This window comes from Pseudarthrobacter sp. S9 (assembly GCF_050156545.1).
In the GTDB taxonomy this organism is placed as follows: Bacteria; Actinomycetota; Actinomycetes; order Actinomycetales; family Micrococcaceae; genus Arthrobacter.
Genome location: NZ_CP189576.1, coordinates 2444744 through 2470322 on the forward strand (window position 1 = coordinate 2444744; position 25579 = coordinate 2470322).

The window sequence follows — 25579 nt, forward strand, 5'->3', positions numbered from 1 at the left end:
AACTCAGCGCGACGGCCTTGCAACAAAGATGTTCAGCGGCCTCGCTCCACTAGTCGGGAGAGCAAGAATGAACACCAAGAAAGACAGCGGGAGATCGTGGGCAACCGTGGGTTCGATCGGTCTCGCGGTGACTCTGGCACTATCGGCATGTTCCGGCGCAGGTGCACAGGCAATTGCCGGTGGTGCACAGACCCCGGGCGGAGCAGCGGCTGCCAGCGGCGTCGACACGGCGGCCGCAGCGGCGCTGCCGGCCAAGTACAAGGATGCCGGCCAGATCAAGGTCGCCTCCGATATCCCGTTCCCTCCCATGGAGATGTTCGATGAGAATCAGAACCTGACAGGTTTCGACTATGACCTGGCACAGGTCCTTGGCGCGAAGCTCGGCGTGCGGATGGAACTGCAGAAGCAGGCATTCGACAGCGTCATCCCCTCCCTGCAGTCCGGCAAGCACGACGTCATCATGTCCGGCATGAACGACACGCCCGAACGTCAGAAGACCATCGACTTTGTCGACTACTTCCACGCAGGATTCTCCATCCTTGTCACAGCCGGGAATCCGCAGAAGATCAGTACCGCACTGGATCTGTGCGGCAAGGAGGTGGCCGTCCAGAAGGCCACCGTACAGGCCGAGATCCTGCACGGTTATGACGAGCAGTGCACGGCAAAGGGGCCGGGTCCGATGAGGATCGCCGAATTGCCGCTCGAAACGGATGTGCAGACGGCCGTCCGTTCCGGCAAGGCGATAGCTGACGTTGTCGATTCTGCAGTCGCCGCCTATTCTGCGAAGACAGCCGGGAACGGCACGATGTTCGAGGTCGTCCGGGATTCGGCCAACCCTGCGGGGTACAGCCCGGTCTACACGGGAATCGGCGTGCTGCAAAAGGATTCCGAACTGAGCAAGGCGCTGCAGCTGGCACTTCAATCCGCCATCGACGATGGCACATACAACAAGATCCTGCAGAAGTACGCGCTGACCGATTATGCCGTCGATAAGGCCGGGATCAACCTCGGCACCGCCGGCTCATGAGGCGCAGTACAGTGACATCCCTGGCCGCCCCGGCTGTTCCGGACGGGCCGCCGACCGCCCTGTTCAAGGGCGCGGCTGCGGACGACGACATCGTCGCGGTCCCGCTCAGGCATCCGTGGCGGTGGGTGGTTGCCGCCGTCCTCCTGGCGGGGCTCGTGAGCCTGGTTTCCTCGCTGTGGTCGAATAAGAACATCGACCACTCGACGATCACCGAATTCATTTTCAACCCGCGGATCCTCAGCGGCGTGATGCTCAGTCTGGTTCTCACGATCCTCGCCATGATCGTTTCCACGGTGCTGGGCGTACTTCTGGCCGTCATGCGGCTGTCCAACAACCCGGTGATGAACGTGCTGGCCTGGCTTTACGTGTGGATCTTCCGCGGAACTCCGCTACTGATCCAGATCGTCTTCTGGGGCTACCTCGGCCTGCTGTATTCGCAGATTTCCATGGGCATCCCGTTCACCGAATTCACCGTTTTTTCGGTCGACACCAACAGCTTGATTCCGGCGTTCACGGCCGGTCTGCTCGCCATGACCCTCAACCAGGCCGCGTATTCGGCTGAAATCGTGCGGGCGGGGATACTCTCCGTTGACGTTGGCCAGCACGAGGCCGCCTACTCGGTCGGGATGTCCCCGGCGTTCACCTTGTTCAAAGTGGTGCTGCCGCAGGCCATGCGGGTGATCATCCCGCCGATGGGCAATGAAACGATCTCGATGCTCAAGAACACTTCGCTGCTGTCGGTGATCGCCGTTCTTGAGCTGTACACGGTTGCCACGCAGATCTCCTCGCAGAATCTTCGCCAGGTGGAACTGCTGGTCGTGGTCAGTTGCTGGTACTTGTTCCTGACCTCGGTGCTCTCCGTTCCGCAGTACTACCTGGAACGGCATTATGGCCGCGGCATCGCCAGGAGCCAACCGCCCACCCTTATGGAACGCATCTGGACGGCGTTCCGCCGGACCCGGAAGACCAACAGCGTTGTCGAAAGGTGGGATGCCTCGTGACGGACTCCTTGAACATCAGGCAGGCGCCCGCCGGCGAAGCTTTGCTGAGCGCACGCAGCGTACGCAAACATTACGGCGGTGTCGAAGTCCTGAAAGGGATCTCGCTCAATGTCAACCCGGGACAGGTGATGTGCCTGCTCGGTCCGTCCGGTTCGGGCAAATCAACTTTCCTGCGCTGCATCAATCATCTGGAAAAGATCGACGGCGGCCGCATCTCGGTTAACGGCGAACTCATCGGATACTCTCAGCGCACTGACCGGATCGTCGAAATGAATCCGCGCGAGGTAGCCCGCCAACGACGAGGCATCGGCATGGTCTTCCAACGGTTCAACTTGTTTCCGCACATGACCGCACTGGAAAACATTACAGCGGCCCCTATCGGCGTGCGGAAAATCGCCAAAACCAACGCCGTCCGGCGGGGTCGCGAGCTCCTGGACCGGGTCGGTCTGGCCAACCTGGCAGGGGCCTACCCGGCGCAAATGTCCGGCGGCCAGCAGCAACGCGTTGCGATAGCGAGGGCCCTGGCAATGGATCCGAAGTTATTGCTGTTCGATGAGCCAACCAGCGCGTTGGACCCGGAACTCGTGGGAGACGTTCTCGATGTGATGCGAACGCTGGCGGCCGACGGGATGACGATGGTCGTAGTCACGCATGAAATCGGGTTTGCCCGGGAAGTAGCGGACCAGGTGGTCTTCATGGACGGCGGGGTAGTCGTGGAATCGGGACTGCCGGCAAGCGTGTTGACCAATCCGCAGAGTCCCCGTACCAAGGCATTTCTCGACGGCGTGATCCCCGCAACGGCCGGCCCCAACGAAAAGATCACGCTATGAACCCTACGGAAACACCGCATGAAGGGGAGTGCCTGGACCTCGCACAAGAGGTTTCCGGGCTTGCCCTGGATCTCATCAACATGGAAAGTGTCTCCGGCAACGAACATGCCATCGCCGGTGCCATCGAACGCGCGCTACGACGGCTGGGGCACCTGGAGGTTGTGCGGGACGGTGATGCCGTCATGGCCCGAACGAACCTGCACCGGACCGAACGGGTGATCCTTGCGGGTCATCTGGACACCGTGCCGTTGCCCACGGTTGCCGGGTCGAAGGGAACTGTGCCTGCCGCGAGGGACGGGGAGGTGATCTACGGGCGCGGCGCAACTGACATGAAGGGCGGGGTGGCCGTCCAGCTGGGCTTGGCGGCATCCCTTACGGAGCCGATGCGTGACGTCACCTACGTTTTTTACGACAACGAAGAAGTTGAATCAGCCAGGAACGGACTGGGCAGACTGGTGTCGAATTATCCGGATTGGTTCAAGGCCGACTTCGCGGTCATCCTCGAACCCTCCAACTCCGTCGTCGAAGGGGGCTGCAACGGGTTCCTCCAGGCCGTAGCGACAACTCATGGCGTCTCAGCCCATTCCGCAAGGTCGTGGATGGGGACCAACGCGATCCACGGATTGGCGGACATATTGGTGCGATTACGTGATCACGTCCCGGCCGAAGTTGAGGTTGACGGACTCGTCTACAAGGAAAGCCTCAGCGCAGTAGGAATCAGCGGCGGAATCGCAGGCAATGTCATTCCCGACAAAGGTGAAGTCGAAATAAACTACCGGTTCGCCCCCGATAGAAGCACCGAACAAGCCGCGGAGTATGTCAGGACCGTCCTGGCCGGATTCGACGTACATATTACCGACGGCATGAGCGGCGCCCGGCCCGGACTGAACCATCCGGTAGCCAAAGACTTCATCGCCGCCGTCGGCGGCAGCGCGAATCCTAAGTACGGCTGGACCGATGTCGCACGCCTCTCCGAGCTTGGAATACCAGCCGTCAACTACGGCCCAGGAAACGCAATGCTCGCACACACAGACAACGAACACGTCAGGACAGAAGATGTCCAAACCTGTCTGAATGCTCTGGCGGCATGGCTCTCCTAAGCTTGTGCCCGGAAAGCGCATCGCCAATTTCAGAATACGGCGCGTGGTGGTGCGGCAGCCGCGTGGGAATGAGTGACGTTCCCTTGTGCGCCCCCCGGCCGGCGGCCAGACTTGAAGTACCTGCCCTCATGGGTTCCCGAGCACCGTCCTAGGAGCAGCCATGGACAACCGAGATGAACTGCGGCACGCCTATGGACGCCTTATCGAGGCTGCCGCAGCCAACGACGCGGACGCCCTGGCCGCGATCGTAGATCCGGACATCGTGGATCACAACCCGGTACCTGGTCAGCGGCCTGGTCTGGAGGGCATCACGTTCTGGATGCAGGGAATGCATGCCGCCCTGGCCGACCTCACCGGCGTCGTGGAGGACACCGTGGTGGAGGGCGACAAAGTCGCCGGCCGCGTCACCTGGCGGGGAACCCATGAAGGGACCTTGTTCGGGCTGCCGGCGACAGGCAAGCAGACTGTGGTTTCGGCGATGCATATTGTCCGTTTCAGCAACGGACTGGCCGCCGAATGGTGGGGTGTCCCCGATCTCTACGGTGCCCTGACGAGCCTGGGCGCCCGGCTCGAGCTGCCGGAAGTCTGACAGCCCGTGCCCTCGTGCGCCCGCCCTAGTGCGCCCGCCCGACGGCCGGCCGACACCGGTCGGCACCGGCGCGGGGCAGGCGCAGGGCCGCAGGGCCTGGGCAAGTGGTGGGGCGCCGCGAACTGAGTACTTCCGGGAAGATTCAGGTAGCCGGCCATTCGATAGTCGGGTACCTGACTTGCGTGACTTTCGGCCCGCGGCGCGCGTTGAATAGGGGTGGAAGATAAGTCTGGCTTATCGCGGACGCGGCTCCTCCGGGAAGCGGCAGTGCAATTGGCCAGCGGAACAGCGCAAGATGCCGGGGGGTACCGCATGTTTGATTCATGGAAGCTGATCAGGTCCTGGCTGAGTCCCGCAGCGTTCGCGAGCATCTCATGAGCTCCGGACTGGCCACGGCGGTCTCGTTCGCCGGCTCTCTGCCGGGCTCGATCGTGATGTCCCTGGGGCAGATGCTTGTCCTCGCGTGCGTCTGTTTCGATATGGTCCGTGTGGTCTCTGTGCCGCGGTCCCACCGCCGGTACGTGGCCAACACCGTGTTCCGGACGCTGGCGCTGCCTTCGATCCTGGTCATGGCGCTCAGCGTGCTGATCGACGCGGCCTCCGGTTCTTGGTATGACGTCTCCGCCGGGGTCTTCGTCATGGTTGCCGTGATCTTCCGGTGGCACCATGACACGGATGAGGACAACTGGTGGAAGGGCAAGGGCGAGGCCCTGGGCCGCTGGGTCCGGAACCGGACGGCCCCACGGTCCCTGACAGCACCGTCGGCTGCCTGAGAGGGCTTCGTGCCGGTGCACTGCCGCTGGCATGCCCCGGGGAGACCGGGGACTTGCTGTCCGGCCGCCTCAGGGTGTCAAATCCTTAACAGAAGGCCCTGACAAGGCACGAACGCGGATGATGGATACGACGCCAGGAGGTTCTCATGCCGTCGAAAGGCGCCAAGGTACCGGCAAGGAGTCCTGGCCGGGGAACGTCTGATCTCCGGCGGGCGGACGCTTCCGACGCCGTCCCACCGGACCGGCCGGAACAGATCCGGAACGTCGCGCTGGTCGGTCATTCAGGATCGGGAAAAACGATGCTGACAGAGGCGCTGCTCGCCGCCACGGGTGCCATTTCACGCAAGGGCTCGATCGCCGACGGCACCACGGTGAGCGACTCGGATCCGTCCGCAATTCACCAGCAGCGTTCCGTCGCGCTCTCGGTGGTACCGGTGGTGGTCGGCGACGTTAAAGTGAACCTGCTCGACACCCCGGGCTACCCGGATTTCATCGGCGAGCTGCGCGCCGGGCTGCGCGCGGCGGACGCGGCGTTGTTCGTCGTGTCGGCCGTTGACGATATCGACGCGGCGACCACCGCACTCTGGGGCGAGTGCGAACGGGTCGGAATGCCGCGGGCCGTCGTGATCAGCCGTCTCGACCATCCGCGGGCGGATTTCGACGCCGCCCTCGCCAGATGCCGGCTCGCGTTCGGCGACTCGGTGCTGCCGCTCTACCTGCCCGTCCGTGCAGCCGGGACGGTCACCGGCTTGTTCGGGCTGCTGTCGGGGACCGTTTCGGAACATGATCCGGAAGATCCGGTGCCCGCCCGCCGGAACGCAACCGACGTCGAACTTGCCGCGTCGGAGTCCGCGCGGAGCGTGCTCATCGAAGGGATCATTGCTGAGAGCGAGGACGAGACGCTGATGGACCGCTACCTCGGAGGCGAAGAAATCGCTCCCGAGGTCCTGATCGGCGATTTGGAGACAGCGGTCGCGCGCGGGTCGTTCTATCCGGTGCTGGCCACCTCGGCAGAAACCGGCGTCGGACTGGCGGAACTGCTGGAGGTGCTGACCCGGGCGTTCCCGTCCCCGGCCGAGCGTGATCTTCCCGCGGTGACTGGCCTGGACGGTGCGCCGGCCGGGCGGCTGCCCTGTGATCCGGCGGGGCCGCTGGTCGGCGAGGTCGTGCGGACCACCATCGACCCCTTCCTCGGCCGCGTCTGCCTGGTGCGCGTGTTCTCCGGCACGGTGCGGGAGGACTCCGCCGTGCATGTGGGCGGGCGGGGGTTGTCGGATCGAGGGCATGAGGACCATGACAGCGATGAGCGGATCGCGCACCTCTATTCGCCGCTGGGATCGGGACTGCGGCCGGTGCCCTTCTGCGTGGCCGGAGACATCTGCGCGCTCACCAAACTGGGCATCGCGGAGACGGGCGATGCCATTTCCGCCAAAGAGAGGCCGCTCCTCGTCGCGCCCTGGGACATGCCCGAACCGCTGATGCCCGTTGCGGTCGAAGCGGCCTCGCACGGCGATGAGGACGCCCTGGCCAGGAGCCTGGGCAAGGTCACGGCCGGTGACCCGACGCTGCGGGTGGAACGCAACTCCGAAACCCATCAGCTCATCTTGTGGTGCATGGGCGAGGCGCACGCCGAGGTGGTTCTGGGCAGGCTGCGCGAGCAGGGAGTGAATTTGCAGACTGTCGGGGTGGTGACGCCGCTGCGGGAGACGTTCGCCGCGTCGGCGGTCGGCCATGGACGGTATGTCAAACAATCCGGAGGCCACGGCCAATATGCCGTCTGCGACATCGAAGTCGAACCACTCGGACGCGGCGCCGGGTTCGAGTTCATCGACAAAACCGTGGGCGGCGTGATTCCCGGGCCGTTCATCGCGTCCGTGGAGAAGGGCGTGCGGGCGCAGATGCACAAGGGCGTGTCCGCAGGGTTCCCGGTCGTGGACATCCGGGTCACGCTGATCGGCGGCAAGACGCACAGCGTCGACTCCTCGGACGCGGCCTTCCAGGCCGCCGGGGCGCTGGCCCTGCGGGAGGCCGCGGCCGCGGCCCGCATTCAACTGCTCGAACCCGTCTCTGCCGTGACAATCAGCGTTTCGGACGACTACGTGGGCGCGGTGATGAGCGATCTGTCCTCTCGCCGTGGGCGCCTGACCGGAACCACCTCCGCAGGGGGAGACGGCACCGAAATCAGCGCCGAAGTCCCGGATCAGGAACTGCTGCAGTACGCGATCGAGTTAAGGGCGCTGACCGCTGGCAGCGGCCGCTTCCGCCGGAGCTACCTGCGGCACGAACCGGTGCCGTCGACCTCGACCCCGGCCGTCATGAAGGGGTGACGGCCGGTCCGGGCGGCCCCGAGCCGGTTGCCCGTCCGCGATTCAGCGCCTCAGCCGTTCAGCGCCTTAGTCGTTGAACAGTCCGGCCAGGTCCTCCGCCGTCAACGCGCCGCCGGAGAGCGCATCGCCTTCCATGACGTCCGCGAACAACTGGGACTTCTTGGCCTTGAGCGCCATGACCTTTTCCTCGATCGTGTCCTTGGCGACGAGCCGGTAGACCATCACGTTCCGCGCCTGGCCGATCCGGTGGGTGCGGTCCACGGCCTGCGCCTCCGACGCCGGGTTCCACCACGGATCCAGCAGGAACACATAGTCCGCCTCTGTCAGGTTCAGGCCGAAGCCGCCGGCCTTGAGGCTGATCAGGAACACCGGCGCCGCACCGTTCTTGAACTCGTTGACGACGTCGGTACGGTTGCGGGTGCCGCCGTCCAGGTAGCAGAACTCGATGTTCTCCTCGACCAGCCGCTCGCGGACCTTGCCCAGAAAACCGGTGAACTGGCTGAAGATCAGGGCCCGGTGGCCCTCCGCCACGAGGTCCGCCAGTTGCTCGAACAGCACATCGAGTTTGCTGGAGCGCACCCCGGAGAGTGCGGGATCGATCAGCGAGGGGTCCAGGCTGAGCTGCCGCAGCAGGGTCAGCGACTGGAAGATGGTGAAGCGGTTCTTGTTGACGTCGTCGATCAGGCCCAGGATCTTCTGGCGCTCCCGCTGCAGGTGCGTCTGGTAGACCTTCTGGTGGCGCGGATTCAGCACCACCTCGAGGATCTGCTCCTGCTTGGGCGGCAGATCGTGGATGACCTGCTCTTTGGTGCGGCGCAGCATGAGCGGACGGACCCGACGGCGGAGCTTGTCCAGCTGCCCCTTGTCACCGTTCTTCTCCACCGGCTTCTGGTAGTACTCCGCGAACCGCTTGGGGCTGGAAAAGAGCCCCGGTGCCACGATCGAGGTGAGGGCCCAGAACTCCATCAAGTTGTTCTCCAACGGGGTGCCGGTGATGGCCAGCTTGAAGGCAGCGGGCAGCTTGCGGGCGCACTGGTAGGCCTTGGACTGGTGGTTCTTGACGAACTGGGCTTCATCCAGGACCAGGCCGGCCCACTCCTGCGAGGCGTAGGCGTCGTAGTCGATCCGGAACAGCGCATAGGAGGTGATGATGATGTCCGCGCCGGCCATCGCGTCGGCCGGATCCGAGCCGCTCTTGGCGAAGGTCTCGCTGATCGCCCGCACCGTCAGGCCGGGCGCGAATCGTGCGGTCTCCGCCTCCCAGTTGCCCACGACACTCGTGGGGGCGACGACGAGGAACGGGCCGGCTCCGTCCGCCGGTTCCACCCGGGCGGCTTCCTTGGCGGCGCAGATCAGCGCCAGCGCCTGCACGGTCTTGCCGAGGCCCATGTCATCGGCCAGCACGCCGCCGAGTCCGTGCCGGTAGAGGAAGCTCAGCCAGTTGAAGCCTTCCAGCTGGTAGGGGCGCAGTTCGGCGTCCAGCGTCGCGGGCAGCGGCAACCCCTTCACACCGCCCTCAAGGAGACCGCCGACGGCCTCACGCCAGGCGGCCGCCTGCTCATCCACGATGCCGAGCTGCGCGAGCTCGTCCCAGAGGCCGGCCTGGAAGCGGCTGATCTGCAGCGGCGCATCCTTGTCGCCTTGGTTGTCCTGAAGTGAACGGGCTTCATCAATCAGTGCCCGCAGCTGGTGCAGCTCGGGCAGATCAAGGGAGAAGTACGCGCCACTGGGCAGCAGCATGCGGGTCTGGCCGGCCGCGAGGGCGGAGAACAGTGCCGCGAAGGAGACCGGCTGGCCCTCCAGGGTGATGACGATACCGAGATCGAACCAGTCGCGGCTGTCCGTCGCCTTGGTGGAAATCGCCACGACAGGCGCCTCTTCGGCTTCGCGGTAGTCCGCCATCTCGCCCGAAGTATCGACCGCGACGCCCGGGAGGTCGCGGAGCCGGGGGAGCACCTCCTCGGTGAAGGTGAGCGTGTCCAGGCCTGTGAGTTCTGCCGTGGCCGCGAGGCGCGGTGTTCCCCAGCCGCCGGTGGCGGATTCGCCCAGGGGCGGCACCACGTCCCAGGGCTGTCCGACTCCCTCAAGAATACCGGCTTCGGCGGGGTCGTCGCGGTAGCCGTGATCGCCCGGATGGCGCCACAGGGGCTGGGCAGTGACAAGGTTCCCGGACTTGTAATGCCATTCCCAGTGCAGCCGGACCCGGTGGTCCGCGCCGTAGTTTGCGAGCAGGGACAGGGTTGGGACGGCCAGCGTGGGCAGCTCCACGGATTTGTCGGACGCCGTCACCCGGGCGGCCTGCTTGAGCTTGGGGTAGAAGCCGGTCAGGAAGCGGCTTTCGTCCCGGGCCGGAATGTGCAGGGTGGTCCCGGCGGTGACGAAGGTCAGGAGTTCCTCGCTGAGCCCGCTTTCCAGCGGGGCGAGGGTGATCACGGAGTCCGTCGGGGCGGTGCCGGGCAGCGCGTCCCCGGCGGAAGTCAGGAAGATCCCGTGGGCAGGGCGGCCGATGGTCCCGACGGACGCCGGATCAACCACAACCCCCTCGACGGTGATGGTCGGCGCGAGCGCCAGCCCGCCGTCGTCCCCGGCAGCAGGCACGACGGCGGCCGCCCCGGCGCCGTTCTCAGGGCCCGCCGCAGCGCCGAAGCGGGCCAGATTCAGCCCGACGGCGGCCGGCTCTTCCACGAACCGCACCGGCTCCGTGCCGCGGCTGTGGACCAAGGCGACGCCGATCTTCTGCGCCTGGGCGAGCAGGCTCCACAGGTTCTTGCCGGCGTAGGTGTTCAGCCCCAGCCAGGGCGCAGTGCCGGTGTGCTGGCGGTTGGCCAGAGCGGTGTGAGAGGCGAGGAATTCCTGCATCCACTCGACATGGTTCTCGTTGCATTCGCGCCGGTAATTCAGGTAGCTCAGGGTGTTCCAGGAGACGTCGCCGCGGATCCATTTGCCCTTGGCGCCCATGATCACGGGCCTCGCCTTGAGCTGGCGGACGCTGCGGAGCGGATCGCGGCGTCCCGTGTAGGAGAAGTGCGGGGCGGGTTCCTCGATGTCGAACTGGAGAGCCAGCGGGATGCCGTTGGTGGACGGGGTGATTCCGGGACGGGAAATTAGCGGGCTGAGGGCCTGCTCCCAGTCGGCTACCTCCACCGGCGCTCTCTGGTGGGACAGCCGGGTGAGGTCGGCAGGAGCGAGCAACTGGAGCCGGGTCGCCGGGTTGTCTTCGGCAGCGAACAGGAGGGCGGCCACATGCTTGCAGTCCTTGCGGACCGGGCAGCTGCAGACGCCCACGGTGCAACTCCAGCCGCCCGCCTTCCGGACCAGCTTGGCCGTCGTCGAGTAGGGCACGTCCGGGCCACCCCGCACCTTGCCCAGCAGCAGCCCGGTGGCTGCGTCGAAGGAGATCCCGGAAACGCGGCTCCCCATGGCGTAGGCAAGTCCGGCCGCAAGGGAGCGGTCGTTGATCGCGGGAGTTTGTATTGCCAGTGCCGCACTCTCGTCCGGTTGGGATGGCATGTGCGCGCTACTTTCAGCAGGTGGTCATCTGATCCATCTTAGCGAGCCTGCAGGGGCCCTGATACTTCGCCCGGGCTGAGGCTCCCTGCCCCGAGGCTAGCGTTGCCCCGGAGCGGGGCCGAGGCCGCACCTCCGCTATGTGGAAAACCCGGCCGCGTCGAACGGCCCTTGAAACTTCGCCTTACGTTCAACTTGGGCTCGGCTGCCGGAGGCAGAGGCGGCATACCGTGGAGGAGCCCGGAGTATCAGCCGATTTCAGCAGTAAGGATCCCGCATGACCAACGGTGAGCCCACCAGCCAGCCCGCCCACAGCTACCCCACCGTGCTGCGCACGGAAAGCCTGAACGTCGGAAATGAGGAAGTTGTCGACGCAAACGTGAACGTGGTCAACGCCATGTTCGCGGAACTGCTCGACGCCGAGGAAATCTCCCCGAACGCGCTGCGCAGCTACTACGTGGACTTCTACGTGACACAGTCACTGGGCGGCGGCTTCGCCCAATACGTTTTCACCGCGCAGGAACGCGAAGATATCGATCCGTACGTCAGGGGCGGACTGGAGGGCATGGGCGCAACCGCACACCTGGACCTCTTCAACCGCACGGTGGCCGCGTTCGGTGCCCTGTCCGATACCGACGTCGACACCTACCTGGACGGCGGGACCGGCTGGGATGCTGCCGGTGATGCTGAGGACGGAACCTCCGATGCCGTGAGGCGCCTTGAAGAGCTTGACGGCGAATTCGAGTCGCTCCTGGAAACCGAGGACATCATCGCGCTGAACGCCGCGTGGCTCCGTAGCCAGCAGGGTCTGCTGGTCCTGTCCGACGACGAACTTGATGCGCACATCGCCGGACGCGTGGCACGGATCCCCAACCTGGCGGAGCGCCAGGCGGCGGCTGCCGAGGAAGCGCTCCTGGACGCGCCGGAGTTCGAGCAGATTATCCGCGAACTGTGCGACATCGCCGGCCACACCCTGCTGCGGATCTCCATGGGCGATCCCAACTACCGGCACAACGGCGAGTCCACCCTGGCCTGGCATTTCACCACCGAACAGGGGGAATTCCTCATGCTGGAGGATGACGACGAAGCGTTCATGCTCAACCCGCAAACGAAGGAGATTCTCGCCGCCGTGGAGTTCGAAGAAGTCGACGCCTAGCAGGGAACCGCCAGGCAGGGCATACGCGCCCGAGGCCGCGGGGCGGCACGGACGACGGCGCCGCGATGCGCCGCCGTCGTCCGTTCCCCGCGGTCTGGTGGCCGGGGATGCCGCGCGTGCCGTTAGGAGCCGGCCGGTGCGGTGATCATCTCCCCGGACGGAGCCACGAGGTACCAGACGCCGCCTACGCCCTGGCCCAGGATGTCTCCGGCCGCCTTGTCCTTTTCAAAGTAGTAAACGGGCATCCCGCCAATGGTCAGCTGCTTCTTGCCGTCGGGCGTGGCGATAGTCCCCACCTTGCCGGTGACGCCATCGACCTTCGGTGTCTCGGACGTGGTAAAGACGGGAGGCCACGCAGTGAGGCACCCGCCGGTGCAGGCACTGGTCCCGGAGTCCTTCGTGTCCTTCGTGAAGAAGTAGACGCTCATTCCCTTGCCGTCCACCACAACCTGCCCGGCCTTGGACGGGGTCACCATGAGCTCGGCGCCTGCTGACGCCGGAGCTGAACTGGACGCAGCGCTGGATTCCGTGGGTGCCGACGTGGCCGCGGCGGACGTGGCAGGCGCCGCCGACGCTGATGTTGTTGATGTTGTGGTGCCGCTGCTTCCCCCACAGCCCGAGAGTAATGCGGCGAGGGCGACGGCGGACAGGCCAATGCTGAAGTGCTTCTTCATTGCAGCTCCTTGACTCGTGCCAGCCCAATTCAGAGGCCGGCGCTAACCGATAAGACGCCGTGGAGCGAAGAATGGTTCACGGCGGGACATTGAAAAATTCCCTGAACTGCGGCGCTGAACTATTGTGGCGGCCTGTACGTCATACATGGGCAGAGGGACATATGCCAGGGAGGTGGGGAATGCCGCTGGACGAAGACGTGGTGGCTGCGATTTACCGCGACCACGGGACGGCCCTGAAACGCTTCGTCCTCGGCGCGTCCCGGGATCCGCAGCTAGCCGATGACGTCGTGCAGGAGACCGTCCTGCGCGTCTGGCAGCAGGCGCCGCAGATCACGGGCAGCCTGCGCAGCTACCTGTTCAGGACGGCCCGCAACATCATGATTGACAACTACCGCAAAGCTCAGCGCCGCCCTCGGGAGGCGACGGAACGCGATGTCGCCGACCCCGTAGTTGCCGCCGAACGCGTCGACGATCTGCTCAATAAGGTGCTGATCGAGGAGGCCCTGCTCCGGCTCAGCGCGGAGCACCGGGACGTCCTCGTCGCCCTGCACTACCTTGGCTACACAGTCAAGGAGGCGTCCGCCCACTTGCAAGTCCCCAGCGGCACAGTGAAGTCCCGGGCGTTTTATGCCGTGCGGGCCCTGCGGACGATCCTTGACGAAATGGGGGTGCAGCAGTGAACGACACCGAGGTGCACCAGCTGCTCGGCGCCTATCTGCTGGGCGGCCTGGAGCCGGCCGAGGCGGCAGCTTTTGAGCAGCATCTGAGTTCCTGTGCCGAGTGCCGTCAGGAGCTGGACGAACTGGCCAGCCTCCCCGCGCTGCTTGACGCGCTGCCGGTGCCCGACGCTGTCGCGCTCACCGCCGCGGTGGCGGCGGCCCGTGAACGGGCGCTTGCCGTGCCCGAACCGGTTCCCGTACCGCGGCGGCTGCTCGACGAACTTGCCGCCCGCCGTCGGAAAGTGCGACGCCGGTGGTTTGCGGCGGTGGGCGCTGTGGCTGCCGCGTGCCTGGTCCTCGGGTTCCTGGCCGGACCGCTGCTCAACCAGCCCGCCAAACCGGACGCCAGTTACTCCGTCCAGGCCAGCAACGGACTGCAGGTCACCGTTGGGCTCGTCAAGAAGACCTGGGGCACCGAGCTCGCTGTCGACGGCCGGAGCCTGCCCATCGACGGGACGTTCTCGCTTTGGGTGAAGGACCGCGACGGCGGCGAAGACCGTGCGTGCGCCTGGACGGCCACCCCCAGCGGCAAGGTCAAAATCACCGGGGCGACGCCGGTGCAGCTGGCCAGCATCGCCAGCGTCGAGATGCGCAACGGGCAACAGCAGACCTTGGCCGTCATCGCCGTACCTGACGGCTAGCCCGTTCATGTCCTGCCCCGTCGGGCTTTACATCTTGGCGAGTTTGGCCCGCCCTACCATGAAGATGCCGTAGCAGATCAGGCCGGCGCCCACGGCTGCCAGCAGGTACACGCCGAACGGCTGTTCGCGCAGGGCCTTCAGTCCGCCGTCGAGCCCGGTCGATTCCTCAGGGTGCGCCGTCACGGTGGCGATGATGATCAGCAGCCCCACCAGCAGCAGGGCGATGCCCTTGGCGGCGTAGCCCAGGACGCCGACGGCGGTCACCGCGGTTCGGGCCTGATCCTGGGAAGGCATGCGGAGGTACTTGAGGAAGGATTTCCTGAAGCCCCGGATGGCATAGACGATTCCTGTAATGGCGACGGCGGCGCCGATGACGAGCAGTAGCACGATGCCCCCGGGCGCCTTCATGAGGTGTACGGTCAGGTCGCTCGTGGACTGGCGGTGGTTGGAGCCGGCGCCGATGGCGAAGGACGCCAGTGTGATGGAAAATCCGGCATACACCAGGGCCTGCAGGGCGGCCTTGACCTTCTTCGCGGCCTTCTTCTTGCCGGGCAGGTGCTCGAAGTCGAAGACGGCGTCGCTTGTCTGCCAGAGAGCCAGCGCGGCACACGCGGCGAAGGAGCTCCAGAGCAGCAGGGGACCGGCCGGCTGGCTGGCGAGTTCCTGCACGGCCCCGCTGACGTCAGCCTGGCCCTGCCCGCCCATGGCGAGCCGGATGGCGACGTATCCGATGAGGAAATGCAGGATGCCGCTCACGGCAAACCCGGCCCGCGCCGCCACTTCGAGCGCCTTCGAATTGGTGACGTCCTCGGCGACTTCTGCAGCGTCCTTCAGTTCTTTTTTGATGATCGATCCCTCGCGCGGTCCGTTCCGGAGCCGCTTACCCGCCCCGGGTCTTCAACTCCCTTCATCGTGCCACGCGAAGCTGTTCAGGAACAGTGCCCGCGTTGACTCATCAAAGATGCCCGCGTAGCCGTATTCGAAGAATCATTTGAGAATGCCCGCGTAGCGGCGTGTCCGCCGGGCCGGTGTCCGCCGCTTCGGCATTGTGAGCCATGGAGCTTTCGATGAGTGAACGCAGGGCTGTCACGAAGACCATCGCAACCCGCTACGTCCGTTCGGGCCGGGCGGCGAAGAAGCAGGTTCTGGATGAGCTGTGCGCGACGACGGGCTGGCACCGCGACCATGCCCGCAAGGCGCTGCGGATGGCACTGGTGCTGAAGGTTGCCCGGCCCAGGGCGCCCCGGCCGCCGCTCTACGGGGAGCAAGTGATCGAGGCTCTGCGGTTCTGCTGGGCGGTCCAGGGCACCCCGTGCGGGCGGCTGCTCGCGGCCGCGCTGCCGGATCTGGTGCCGCGCCTGCGACGGTTCAAGGAACTTCAGATTGATGCCGGCACGGCCGCACTGCTGCTGCGGATCGCGCCGGCGACGATTGACCGCCGGCTCCGGGCGGACCGGGTGAAACTGGATCCGCGGGGCCGGTCCCATACCAAGCCCGGTACGTTGCTGAAGGACTCCATCCAGATGCGGACCTGGGCTGAATGGGATGACGCGGTGCCCGGTTTCGTCGAGATTGATCTGGTCGGCCACGAGGGCGGGAACAGTGCCGGTGAGTTCTGTTTCACCCTTGATATCACTGACATCGCGACCGGCTGGACCGAAACCCGGTCCGTGAAGAACAAGGCGCAGAAATGGGTCTTCGAAGCCATCAGGGACGCCACCGCGGCGTTTCCCTTTCCGATCCTGGGCATCGACTCGGACAACGGCTCGGAGTTCATTAATTGGGAGCTGTTCCGGTGGTGCGAGCAGGAGAAACTGACGTTCACGCGGTCCCGGTCCGGGAACAAGAATGACGGGGCGCACGTGGAGCAGAAGAACTGGCACATCGTGCGCCAGACGGTCGGCTACCACCGGTACGACACTGCCCGCGAGCTGGAGCTGCTGAACCGGATCTGGGACCTGCAGAGACTGCTCACCAACCATTTCGGACCCCAGCAGAAACTCGTCGCGAAGGTCCGCACCGGCGCGAAGATCAGCAAGAAATACGACCTTCCCGCGACCCCGTTCCAGCGCGTCCTGGCAGACACCGGCACCGTCGCCCGGGATGTGAAGGCCCGGTTGAAGCGGGAGAACAAACCCTTGAACCCGGCCGCGATCCAGCGTCAGGTCCAGGCCCTTTCCGCAGAGCTCCTGACCCTGACCACCGCCAAACAGGCCGCCAAACCCCGGCCGGCTACCCGGGCAAAATCAGATGATTCCACGAACCAGCCCAGGCGGGCATCTTGACATGATTCCTCGGGTGGCCGTTGGGCAACGCTTGTGGCCTAGCCTTGTGGCCTAACGGCGCCGGTAGCCGAGGTCGAAGATGAGGCGGCCGGCCTCGTGCGCCTTGTTTTCGAAGCTTGTCAGGATCCGGCCCTCGAACCTCGGGGCCCAGCCGCCGGTCTCGTCAATGCCTTCGTTGGGCCCGGTGTGTTCGGTGCTCACCGGGGCGCGGCCCTCCTTGACCGGTGCTCCGCCCACGAGGGACTCGACGCCGGATTCCCACACGCGGGTGAGGGGGCTCTCGTCGCCGCGGCGCTCGCCCTCGTGCAGGTTCTCGAACTCGGCGGAGCCAGCCAGGACGTCGCGCACATGGACGGCGTAGTTGGACCAGTCCGTTGCGATCCGCCAGATGCCGCCGGGCTTGAGGGCCCGGGCTGCGAGCTCGGCGAAGGCCGGCTGGATGAGGCGGCGCTTGTGGTGGCGGGACTTGTGCCACGGGTCCGGGAAGAAGACCCACAGCTCCGTGACGGAGCCGGCCGGGAGCATGGTGGCGAGCACCTCCGGGGCGTTCGCCTCCACCACGCGGACGTTGCTCAGCTGGCGGCTGTTGATCTTGATCAGGGTGTTGGCCAGGCCCGGGGTGTAGACCTCCACGGCCAGGAAATCCTTGTCCGGATTCGCCTCGGCTGCATGACAGACGGCATCGCCGAGGCCGGAGCCGATCTCCACGATCAGCGGGGCCGTGCGGCCGAATTCGGCTTCCGCGTCGAACACGTAGCCCGGGTGTACTGAGGTGTTGGCGATGTGGCGGGGGACGTCGATGGCCCAGCGGTCCGAGTGCTCTTCCCATGCTGCCTGCCGGCGGCCCTGCAGGCGTGTCCCGCGGCGCACAAAGCTGACGGGCCGGCCGCCGTAGGTGCCGAAGGAGGCCTGACTGCCGGGGGTCACCAGGCGCGCGGGCGGCGGCGGCTCAGGCGTCTGGGGGGATTCTGGGGATTCACTCATCCCTTCCAGAATAGTGGAGTTTGTGGGGGTGGTAGGCGTCGGGGAAAGCCGCAGGGGCGGGCGGTCCAGGGAGAACCGGGACACCGGTGGCGTTCAAAAATCATCAGAAACCCTCCGCCGTTGGCCGCCAGAAGCAGAATGCCGACAATCTGGACCGCCAGAATGGACAGCCCCAGGACGCCGGTGACCCGGGCATTCGTCCCGCCGTCTGATCGAACGACGGCAACGATGCCCAGGATCACGCAGGCCGGGCCGAGGGGAGCCGGCAGACTCCAAAAGACCGCGGGCGCAACCCAGTCCCGCGGGCCGCGGTCCTCGTCCGCCCGCGTAAACAGCGCGGCCAGGCGACTGGCCGGCACAGCCACAGTCAAGCTGAGGGCCACCAGAACGCCGCACACGAGACTTGCCACGCCGGCGCCGGGGCTCCGCGCAGGAGGTGGAACGGGCGGCGGCGCTGGCGGGTGCTGCTGGAGACTCATGGTTCCCCTGCGTTTACGGAGCAGTGTGAGTAACTGTGCTTGTTCGGTCAGCGTATTTGCGGACCGGGACATACCTCTACGCGCCTCCGCCGTATGTGGATGAATCCCATGTGCCGCCGCCGTGCTCGGGGCGCCTGCCAGAATGGGTCAGTGACCGTACCGAAGAGCGCCCCGGACTCCGCTGCCAGCAGTCCCGCCGCCGCGGGCGTGCCGCAAGGACGCCGCAGCCCGCTGGTGGACGCCGAGATCGGCGACGTCCCCGGGGCCGAGCCAACGCACGTCACCGGGCGCCGCGGGCTGATCCACCTCGGCGTGTGCCTGGTCCTGGTCGGGCTGAACCTCCGCACCGTGTTCTCCAGCTTCTCCGCGGTGCTTCCGGAAGTGACGGCCGACGCCGGGCTGCCGGGCTGGGCAGTGGTGGTCCTCACCACGGTGCCCGTGACGCTGCTGGGCGTGTTCGCCCCGCTCGCCCCCGTGCTGGCGCACCGATTCGGCGCGGAGCGCGTGCTGCTCGGCGCCATGGTGGTGCTCACGGCCGGGCTGCTGCTGCGGCCGGCTGAACTGCCCGGGGCCGGGCATCTTCCTTCGCTGCTGGCGGGAACGGCGGCGTGCGGCGCCGCGATTTCGCTGTGCAATGTGCTGCTGCCGGGACTCGTGAAACGCGACTTCCCGCACCGCCTCGGCCTGATGGGAGGCCTCTACACCACGGCAATCTGCGCCTCGGCGGCCCTCGGCGCCGGCTTCACCTTCCCCGTGTTCAGGGCGACCGGAGAGTGGACTGCGGCGCTGTGGTTCTGGGCGCTGCCCGCCGTCGTCGTCCTTCTTTTATTCCTGCCGCTGGCCATCCGCCAGCGGCACGGCCGGCAACACCAGGGGGCCGGCGGCGTCAACGTGTGGCGCTCGGCCGTCGCCTGGCAGGTGACAGTGTTCATGGTCCTGCAGGCGATGATGTCGTTCAGCGTGTTTGCGTGGCTGGCGCCGATCCTGCGCGAGCGCGGTGTGGACGGCGGCACGGCGGGGCTGATCGTCTCGGCTTCGATCGTGTTGCAGATGCTCGGGTCCCTGTTCGCTCCGGCCCTGGCCACGAGGTTCCGGGACCAGCGCGCCATCAACACAGTGCTGGCGCTCATGACCGGCGGAGGGTTCGCACTGAGCATCTTCGGTCCGCTGCAGCTGATCTGGCTGTGGACCGGGCTGCTCGGCCTGGGCCAGGGCAGCCTGACGGCGGCGGCACTGACCATGATCATGGTCCGCACGCGCGACGGCCACACGGCGGCCCACCTGTCCGGGATGATGCAGGGCGTGGGCTACGGGCTGGGCTCCACCGGCACCCTCATGGTCGGCCAGCTGTATCAGTCCACGGGGTCCTTCGCCGCGGCGGGCGTGCTCTTCCTGGCGGTCGGTTCGCTCGCCGCCGTGTTCGGCTACCGGGCCGGACGGAACCGTTTCGTCGGCGGCTGACCGAACTGGCTGACCCAACTGACTCGCAGCAGGGGTCGTTCTGAGTGCTCAGACCGACCCTGCTGCGAGTTACTTGGGGGAGGTGAAGCGCTCAGCCGCGCAGGTCCTTGCCCTTGGTCTCCGGAATGGTGAAGATGAACAGGACGCTGATGGCCAGCAGGGCAACGGCGTAAAGGTTGAAGGCCTGGGCCATGTTGATGTTCTTGAGCCATTGCTGCAGGTACGGCGCGGTTCCCCCGAACACCGCCACACAGATCGAGTACGGGACGCCGACGCCGACCGTCCGGATGCTGGTGGGGAACAGTTCCGCGTACACGGCCGGGACAATGGCGGCGCTCGCGGCGATGAAGACCAGCATGACGGACATGCTCACGGCCAGTTGCCAGGCCGAGTCCTTGAGCAGCCAGGTCATGGGGAAATGCATGACAGCCGAGCCGATCGCGCCTGCCCACAGGACCTTTTTGCGGCCGATGCGGTCGGACAGCTTGCCCCAGAACGGCAGCGCCGCGATGAAGACGATATTGCCGATCACGCCGGCCCAGAGTGCCTCGCCGCGGTCGATCTTCAGGGCGGTGGTGGCGTAGCTCGGGGCCACAACACCCCAGATGTAGTAGATGACGGTGAGACCGACGGTCAGGCCGATCACCTGCAGCGCCTGCTTGCGGTGGCGGACAATCTGCGGCCAGATCGGTGCGCGCTTCTCGGTGGCGGTCTCGCCCTCGAAGACGTCGGTTTCGTGCAGCCGTGCGCGCATGATCAGGGCGTAGAGTCCCAAGGCGGCGCCGATCAGGAACGGGACACGCCAGCCCCAGGCATTCATGGCCTCTGCGTTGAGCGTCATGTTCAGCACGGCACCGAGCAGCGTGCCGAAGAGGATGCCGACAGTGCCCGAGGTATAGATCAGGGTGGCCCAGAAGCCGCGCTTTTCCTTCGGCGCCATTTCGGACAGGTACGTCTGCGACGACGGCAGCTCGCCGCCGTGCGCCAGGCCCTGGATCAGGCGGGCCAGCAACAGAACCAGCGAGGCCCCGACCCCAACGGCGGTGAAGGTCGGCGCGATGCCGATCAGCAGGCTCCCCACGGATGCCAATCCCACAGCCATCGTCATGGAGGCTTTGCGGCCGATCCGGTCGCCGATCCAGCCGAACGCGAAACCACCCAGCGGTCGGGCTACGAAGCCGACGGCGAAAATCGCCAGTGTGGACAGCACCGCCGAGGCGGGGTCTGCCTTGCTGAACAGCTGGCTGGCAATGAACGGCGTGAATGTTGCGTAGATCGCCCAGTCGTACCATTCGACGGCGTTGCCGATGCCTGTGCCGACAATGGTCTTCCGCATCGACGGTTTGGCCGCCCGCTGGGGGTTGAAAGTGGTGGTCATGGTATTTCTCCGGGTGATGAGGGGGCTAGTTGGCTGAGCCAGTGAGGGCCGGGACAGGGGCCGTAGAAGCGAGACCTGGGGAACCGGAAGCCAGCGTGGCGATCCGGGAAACTGCCAGTTCGGCGTAGAGCGCAGCGCCGTCGGACAGCACGCCGTCGTCGAAGTTGGCGTACGGGGAATGGTTGAACGCGGTAGCGGTGTGGTCCGCGCCGGGGGCGACGGCACTGAGCCCGATGAACGTGCCGGGCACCTCCGCCATGACACGGGAGAAATCCTCGGAGCCGCTCAGCGGGGTGGCCCACCGGGTCAGCCGGGAATCTCCGAACAGGCTCTCGATGGTCTTCTCGGCCGTCCGGGTTTCGTCTTCGTCCGTGATGCTGAGCGGGTACTCGCCGCGGTAGTCGACGTCCACCTCCAGGCCGTGGGCTGACGCGATGCCCTTGAGCAGAACCGGAATGGCGGTCATCATGCGTTCCCGGGATTCGTCTGAGAAGGTGCGGATGGTCGCTTCGAAACGCGCGGACTCGGGGATGACGTTGCGCTTGGTGCCGGCCTGCAGGACGCCGACGGTCAGGACTACGGGGTCGAACATGTTGAACTGGCGGGTGATCATGACCTGCAGTGCCGTCACCATTTCGGCCGCCGCCGTGACAGGGTCCTTCGCGGCGTGCGGGGCCGAACCGTGGCCGCCGGCGCCCAGGATGGTGACAAAGAGGCCGTCCGAGGCGCTCATCATGACACCCGGCTTGGTGCAGAACTGGCCGTACGGCTCCAGGGCGGAGAACACGTGCATGCCATAGGCGGCGTCGACCCGGCGGCCTGCCGCGTCCAGGACGCCTTCGCGGATCATGTGGCCCGCGCCGTCGAAGCCTTCTTCGCCGGGCTGGAACATCAGGACGACGTCGCCGGCCAGCTGTTCGCGGCGCTCCGCCAGGAGGGTGGCGGCGCCGGCCAGCATGGAGGTGTGCAGGTCATGGCCGCAGGCGTGCATCGCGCCGTCGATCTTCGAGGAGAACTCGACGCCGGTGCGCTCCTGGACGGGCAGCCCGTCCATGTCGGCGCGCAGCAGGACTGCCGGCTTCTCGGTCGAGGCATGCGGTGCGCCGCCGCGCAGAACCGCGGTGACCGACGTCGTGCTCTCACCGAGGGTGATTTCGAACGGCAGGCCCTCAAGGGCCTTGAGTACCTTTTCCTGCGTGCGGGGAAGGTCCAGTCCGATCTCGGGCTCCTGATGCAGCTCGTGGCGCAACCGGACAATTTCGTCCTGCAGTTCCTTGGCATCCGTGGCGATCGACATCTGTTCTCCTAATTCCTGAACGATTGGTAAGTCCCAGCTCCCATTGTGGAGTGACTTGATTCACAGCGAGTGAAATGGCTGGAAAAAATCAAAAGTATGATGGTTCTTGCAGGATTCACGCATGGGATTGAAGGGACTGTCTGGTGGAGCTCACCGAGGAAGACCTCGAACTGATCAATGCGCTGCAGATTGCGCCGCGGATCAGCTGGTCAGACGCGGCAGACATCCTCGGCGTCCACGCGACAACCCTGGCCGCTCGCTGGGAACGCCTGTTGGCGTCCGGCGCGGCCTGGACCACGGCCCATCTGATGGGCGATCCCAAGCAAATGTGTCTGGCGCTGGTGGACGTCGACTGCGAGATGCAGCACCGTGCCGACGTCACCGCTGCGCTCGCCGCCATCCCGGAAGTAGTCACCATCGAGGAAGCAGCAAGCAACCGCGACCTGATGCTGACGGTCATCACGCCCACCCTCGGCCATTTCAGCGACACCGTGGTGCCGAAGTTCAAGGAGATCACCGGCCTGCTCAAATACCGGACGTCCCTGTGCACGAGGCTGCACGCGGGCGGCTATGCCTGGCGTCTCAATGTTCTGAACCGGGCGCAGCAGAGCGCGCTCAAGGCCCTCGCCGGGCCCGAGGCATCCGGCTCAGCGCCGCCCCAAAGCCAGGGCGCCCCGTTGCCGCAGAGCCACCACGATCTGATTCCCTTCCTCGCCCATGACGGGCGGGCGACCGCGGCGGAGATCGCCCGCAGCCTGGGTCGCAGCCCGGCCACCGTCCAACGGCAGCTGAACCGCGTGCTCTCCAGTCATTTGCTCTCCTTCCGCTGCGAGATCGCGCAGAAGTACTCGGGCTACCCGGTCACGTGCCAATGGCTCGCCAACGTTCCGCCTGGCCAGCACGAGGCCGCGGCAGCCGAGCTGCGCAGCTTCCGCAACATCCGGCTCAGCGCCTCCACCACGGGCCGCACCAACTTTGTCATCCTCATGTGGCTGCATTCACTCGCCGAGGTGATGAACGCCGAGCTCGCCCTCCAGCAGCGGATCCCCGGCATCGAGCTGGCGGAAAGCGTGGTCATGCTCAGCACCGTCAAGCGTGTGGGCTGGATGCTGAACCCGGACTCGACCGCCACCGGCGCCGTCGTCGTCTCCGCGCATGGGCTCGATGTGGCCGGCTGATGCCCAAGTAGCTGCCACCAGGTGTCGTTCTGGGCGCTCAGAACGGCTCAGAACGGCACCTGCTGCGAGCCAGTTGGGGCGGCCTCGGGCGAAGGACCCGCCGTCGGTTCCCACCGCTGCGGTCCCGTGCCCCCGCCGCCCAGCTGGTCCTCGGGATTCTGCAGCCGGCACGCCTTGAGGCTGAGGGAGCCGCAGCCGATGCAGCCGTCGAGGTCGTTGCGCAGGTGTTCGAGTGCGGCGATGCGGGCATCCAGCTCGGACCGCCACAGCCGGGAGAGCCTGGCCCAGTCCCGCTTTGTCGGGGTGCGGCCCTCGGGCAGGGACTCCAGGGCGGACCGGGTGTCCTTCAGGCGCTGGGACACGCGGATGAACGCCACCCGGCGCAGCACGTCCCGCCGGTACCGCCGCTGGTTGCCGGCGTTCCGCGTCGAGGAAATGAGCCCGTTGCGTTCGTAAAAATGCAAGGCCGACGGCGCCACCCCGCTGCGCTCGGACACCTCGCCGATACTCAAGGGGTGGTGCGCCCCGCCCGCCAGCTGTGGCATGCTTCCCCTCTAGCCTTCAACCAAGTCGTTCAACCCAGTGCCTTCAACCAAGTCGTTCAACCCAGTGCCTTCAACCAGGCCCTTCAACCAGGCCCCGCCAAACCCGCCTCCGGACCGGCCTTGACCTCAACATTGGTTGAGGTTTTACGGTTGCGTCCATGACTATCGATCAGGTCCCGCCCGTGCCCCGTACCGCCCCGCCCCTGGTTCCGGAAACAGCCGGCATCTTCCACCGCAGCTACCTGCTGGTGACCCTCGGCGCCTGCGCCCTGGTGTTCCTGGCTGCCTTCGAATCCCTCGCGGTGACCACCATCATGCCGCTGGTGAGCCGCGAACTGAACGGGGCCGACCTTTATGCACTGGCCTTTGCCGGGCCGTTGGCCACCGGCGTGATCGGGATGGTGGCCGCCGGCAACTGGTCCGACCGCAGGGGCCCCGTGGCTCCGCTTTACGCCTCGGTGGCCTTGTTCGTGCTCGGCCTGCTGATCGCCGGAACGGCCGGGAGCATGCCGGTCCTGGTGTCCGGGCGGCTGGTGCAGGGACTGGGCGGCGGGGCCATCACCGTAGCGCTGTATGTGGTGGTGGCCCGGGTCTATCCGCCGGTGCTGCACCCGAAGATCTTCGCCGCGTTCGCCGCGGCCTGGGTGATCCCGTCCCTGGTGGGCCCGTTCGCCGCCGGAGTCGTCGCCCAGCTGGCCAGCTGGCACTGGGTGTTCCTCGGCGTGGTGGGGCTTGTGGTTCCGGCCCTGCTCATGATCGTTCCGGCCCTGCGCGGCCTGCAGGGCACCGCCGAAGGCGCCGTGGAAGGCGCACCGAAGGGCGCACCGCAGGGCGCACCGCAGGGCGCTCCCGAAGGCACGCAGAAAGGCTGGGACTACGGCCGGCTGGCCTGGGCGGCGCTTGCGGCCCTCGCCGTGCTGGGCCTGAATCTGTCCGCGGAGGTTCCGGTGGCCGGCGGCGTGCTCGCGGCGGCCGCCGTCGCGGTCGCGCTCCTGGCCGTCCGTCCCCTCATGCCGCGCGGAACCCTCATCGCCCGCCGCGGTCTGCCGAGCGTCATCCTCACCCGGGGACTCGCGTCCGCCGCCTTTTTCGGCGCCGAGGTGTACTTGCCCTACCTGCTGGTGGAGCGCTATGTCTTCTCGCCCACGTTCGCCGGCCTCACCCTTACCGGCGGCGCCCTCGCCTGGGCGTCGGCGTCCGCCATCCAGGGCAGGCTGGGGCCCCGCCTCGACCACCGGCGGGCGGTACGGATCGGCTCGGCATTGGTTCTCGGCGCGGTCGTCCTGGTCCTCGTGACCACGGTGCTTGGCTGGCCCGCCGCCGTCGCGATCACCGGCTGGGTGTTCGCCGGCGGCGGGATGGGGCTGATGTATCCGCGCCTGAGCGTCATGACCCTGGCCCTGTCCACCAAGGACACCGAGGGCTTCAACAGTTCTGCGATGTCCATCTCCGATTCGCTCGGCGGGGCGCTGGCCCTCGCCGCCACGGGGATCGTCTTCGCCGCGTTCACGACCACGACGGCGTCCTTTGCGGGGGTGTTCGCACTGACGGCGGTGATCGGGGCCGCCGCCGTCGCCGTCGCCCCGCGCGTCGCCGTGCGGCGGCAGCCTTAAGCGCGTCGCCGCACC

At 66.4% G+C, this 25579-nt stretch carries 21 protein-coding genes; 14 read left to right on the forward strand and 7 right to left on the reverse strand.

Annotation, left to right across the window (positions count from 1 at the left end):
- The first annotated feature begins 67 nt into the window (after positions 1-67).
- The 7 genes from ACQCSY_RS11660 to ACQCSY_RS11690 all read left to right on the forward strand — a co-directional run bounded on the left by ACQCSY_RS11660 (position 68) and on the right by ACQCSY_RS11690 (position 7647).
- Positions 68-1027, forward strand: a complete 960-nt coding sequence (locus ACQCSY_RS11660; RefSeq protein ID WP_427128920.1) for an ABC transporter substrate-binding protein — start codon at positions 68-70, stop codon at positions 1025-1027.
- A complete protein-coding gene (locus ACQCSY_RS11665) occupies positions 1024-2028 on the forward strand; it encodes an amino acid ABC transporter permease (protein WP_427128922.1) in 1005 nt (334 codons plus the stop codon). Before ACQCSY_RS11660 ends, ACQCSY_RS11665 begins: the two co-directional genes overlap by 4 nt.
- The gene (locus ACQCSY_RS11670) at positions 2025-2858 is read left to right on the forward strand and encodes an amino acid ABC transporter ATP-binding protein (RefSeq protein ID WP_427128924.1); all 834 of its coding nucleotides are present in this window, start codon (positions 2025-2027) and stop codon (positions 2856-2858) included. Before ACQCSY_RS11665 ends, ACQCSY_RS11670 begins: the two co-directional genes overlap by 4 nt.
- Positions 2855-3958 (forward strand): succinyl-diaminopimelate desuccinylase, encoded by a 1104-nt coding sequence (gene dapE / locus ACQCSY_RS11675; protein WP_427128925.1) that lies wholly within the window; start codon positions 2855-2857, stop codon positions 3956-3958. The genes ACQCSY_RS11670 and dapE overlap by 4 nt, the downstream gene beginning before the upstream one ends.
- 160 nt (positions 3959-4118) lie before the next feature.
- On the forward strand, positions 4119-4547 hold the full coding sequence (locus tag ACQCSY_RS11680; protein WP_427128927.1) for an ester cyclase: 429 nt from the start codon (positions 4119-4121) through the stop codon (positions 4545-4547).
- Positions 4548-4870: 323 nt separating this feature from the next.
- Positions 4871-5320 (forward strand): hypothetical protein, encoded by a 450-nt coding sequence (locus tag ACQCSY_RS11685; RefSeq protein WP_427128929.1) that lies wholly within the window; start codon positions 4871-4873, stop codon positions 5318-5320.
- Between the two features lie 146 nt (positions 5321-5466).
- Positions 5467-7647, forward strand: a complete 2181-nt coding sequence (locus ACQCSY_RS11690) for an elongation factor G-like protein EF-G2 (RefSeq protein ID WP_427128931.1) — start codon at positions 5467-5469, stop codon at positions 7645-7647.
- Positions 7648-7713: 66 nt separating this feature from the next.
- On the opposite strand, the gene ACQCSY_RS11695 is transcribed toward ACQCSY_RS11690, so the two are convergent.
- Positions 7714-11157, reverse strand: coding sequence for an SNF2-related protein (locus ACQCSY_RS11695; RefSeq protein ID WP_427128933.1), 3444 nt, complete (start codon positions 11155-11157; stop codon positions 7714-7716).
- A 274-nt stretch (positions 11158-11431) separates the two neighbouring features.
- On the opposite strand from ACQCSY_RS11695, the gene ACQCSY_RS11700 reads away from it, so the two are divergent.
- Complete coding sequence (locus ACQCSY_RS11700) at positions 11432-12310, forward strand: DMP19 family protein (protein ID WP_427128935.1); 879 nt, start codon at positions 11432-11434, stop codon at positions 12308-12310.
- Between the two features lie 122 nt (positions 12311-12432).
- Here ACQCSY_RS11700 and ACQCSY_RS11705 read toward each other — a convergent pair whose 3' ends face one another.
- A complete protein-coding gene (locus ACQCSY_RS11705) occupies positions 12433-12984 on the reverse strand; it encodes a COG4315 family predicted lipoprotein (protein ID WP_427128937.1) in 552 nt (183 codons plus the stop codon).
- Positions 12985-13163: 179 nt separating this feature from the next.
- On the opposite strand from ACQCSY_RS11705, the gene ACQCSY_RS11710 reads away from it, so the two are divergent.
- Both ACQCSY_RS11710 and ACQCSY_RS11715 read left to right on the forward strand, forming a co-directional pair.
- Positions 13164-13664 carry a sigma-70 family RNA polymerase sigma factor gene (locus tag ACQCSY_RS11710; protein WP_427128939.1) on the forward strand — a complete coding sequence of 167 codons (501 nt, stop codon included), beginning with the start codon at positions 13164-13166 and terminating at the stop codon, positions 13662-13664.
- Entirely contained in the window at positions 13661-14344 is a 684-nt protein-coding gene (locus ACQCSY_RS11715) for an anti-sigma factor family protein (protein ID WP_427128941.1), read from the forward strand. The genes ACQCSY_RS11710 and ACQCSY_RS11715 overlap by 4 nt, the downstream gene beginning before the upstream one ends.
- Before the next feature lie 27 nt (positions 14345-14371).
- Here the strand turns inward: ACQCSY_RS11715 and ACQCSY_RS11720 are convergent, their stop codons facing one another.
- Positions 14372-15178, reverse strand: a complete 807-nt coding sequence (locus ACQCSY_RS11720) for a DUF1206 domain-containing protein (protein WP_427135803.1) — start codon at positions 15176-15178, stop codon at positions 14372-14374.
- Between the two features lie 233 nt (positions 15179-15411).
- Between ACQCSY_RS11720 and ACQCSY_RS11725 the strand changes: the two genes are divergently transcribed.
- Positions 15412-16629, forward strand: coding sequence for an integrase catalytic domain-containing protein (locus tag ACQCSY_RS11725; protein WP_427128786.1), 1218 nt, complete (start codon positions 15412-15414; stop codon positions 16627-16629).
- A gap of 51 nt (positions 16630-16680) precedes the next feature.
- On the opposite strand, the gene trmB is transcribed toward ACQCSY_RS11725, so the two are convergent.
- Positions 16681-17613, reverse strand: coding sequence for a tRNA (guanosine(46)-N7)-methyltransferase TrmB (gene trmB, locus ACQCSY_RS11730; protein ID WP_427128943.1), 933 nt, complete (start codon positions 17611-17613; stop codon positions 16681-16683).
- 686 nt (positions 17614-18299) lie between these two features.
- Here trmB and ACQCSY_RS11735 point away from each other — a divergent pair.
- The gene (locus ACQCSY_RS11735) at positions 18300-19553 is read left to right on the forward strand and encodes an MFS transporter (RefSeq protein ID WP_427135805.1); all 1254 of its coding nucleotides are present in this window, start codon (positions 18300-18302) and stop codon (positions 19551-19553) included.
- Positions 19554-19644: 91 nt separating this feature from the next.
- Here the strand turns inward: ACQCSY_RS11735 and ACQCSY_RS11740 are convergent, their stop codons facing one another.
- Both ACQCSY_RS11740 and ACQCSY_RS11745 read right to left on the reverse strand, forming a co-directional pair.
- Positions 19645-20931, reverse strand: a complete 1287-nt coding sequence (locus tag ACQCSY_RS11740) for an MFS transporter (protein WP_427128945.1) — start codon at positions 20929-20931, stop codon at positions 19645-19647.
- 25 nt (positions 20932-20956) lie between these two features.
- On the reverse strand, positions 20957-22228 hold the full coding sequence (locus ACQCSY_RS11745) for a M20 metallopeptidase family protein (RefSeq protein WP_427128947.1): 1272 nt from the start codon (positions 22226-22228) through the stop codon (positions 20957-20959).
- A 143-nt stretch (positions 22229-22371) separates the two neighbouring features.
- Between ACQCSY_RS11745 and ACQCSY_RS11750 the strand changes: the two genes are divergently transcribed.
- Positions 22372-23406 carry an Lrp/AsnC family transcriptional regulator gene (locus tag ACQCSY_RS11750; protein ID WP_427128949.1) on the forward strand — a complete coding sequence of 345 codons (1035 nt, stop codon included), beginning with the start codon at positions 22372-22374 and terminating at the stop codon, positions 23404-23406.
- A gap of 47 nt (positions 23407-23453) precedes the next feature.
- On the opposite strand, the gene soxR is transcribed toward ACQCSY_RS11750, so the two are convergent.
- Positions 23454-23951, reverse strand: a complete 498-nt coding sequence (gene soxR, locus ACQCSY_RS11755; RefSeq protein ID WP_427128951.1) for a redox-sensitive transcriptional activator SoxR — start codon at positions 23949-23951, stop codon at positions 23454-23456.
- A gap of 158 nt (positions 23952-24109) precedes the next feature.
- Here soxR and ACQCSY_RS11760 point away from each other — a divergent pair, with 158 nt between their 5' ends.
- Positions 24110-25564 (forward strand): MFS transporter, encoded by a 1455-nt coding sequence (locus ACQCSY_RS11760; RefSeq protein ID WP_427128953.1) that lies wholly within the window; start codon positions 24110-24112, stop codon positions 25562-25564.
- Positions 25565-25579: the final 15 nt, after the last annotated feature.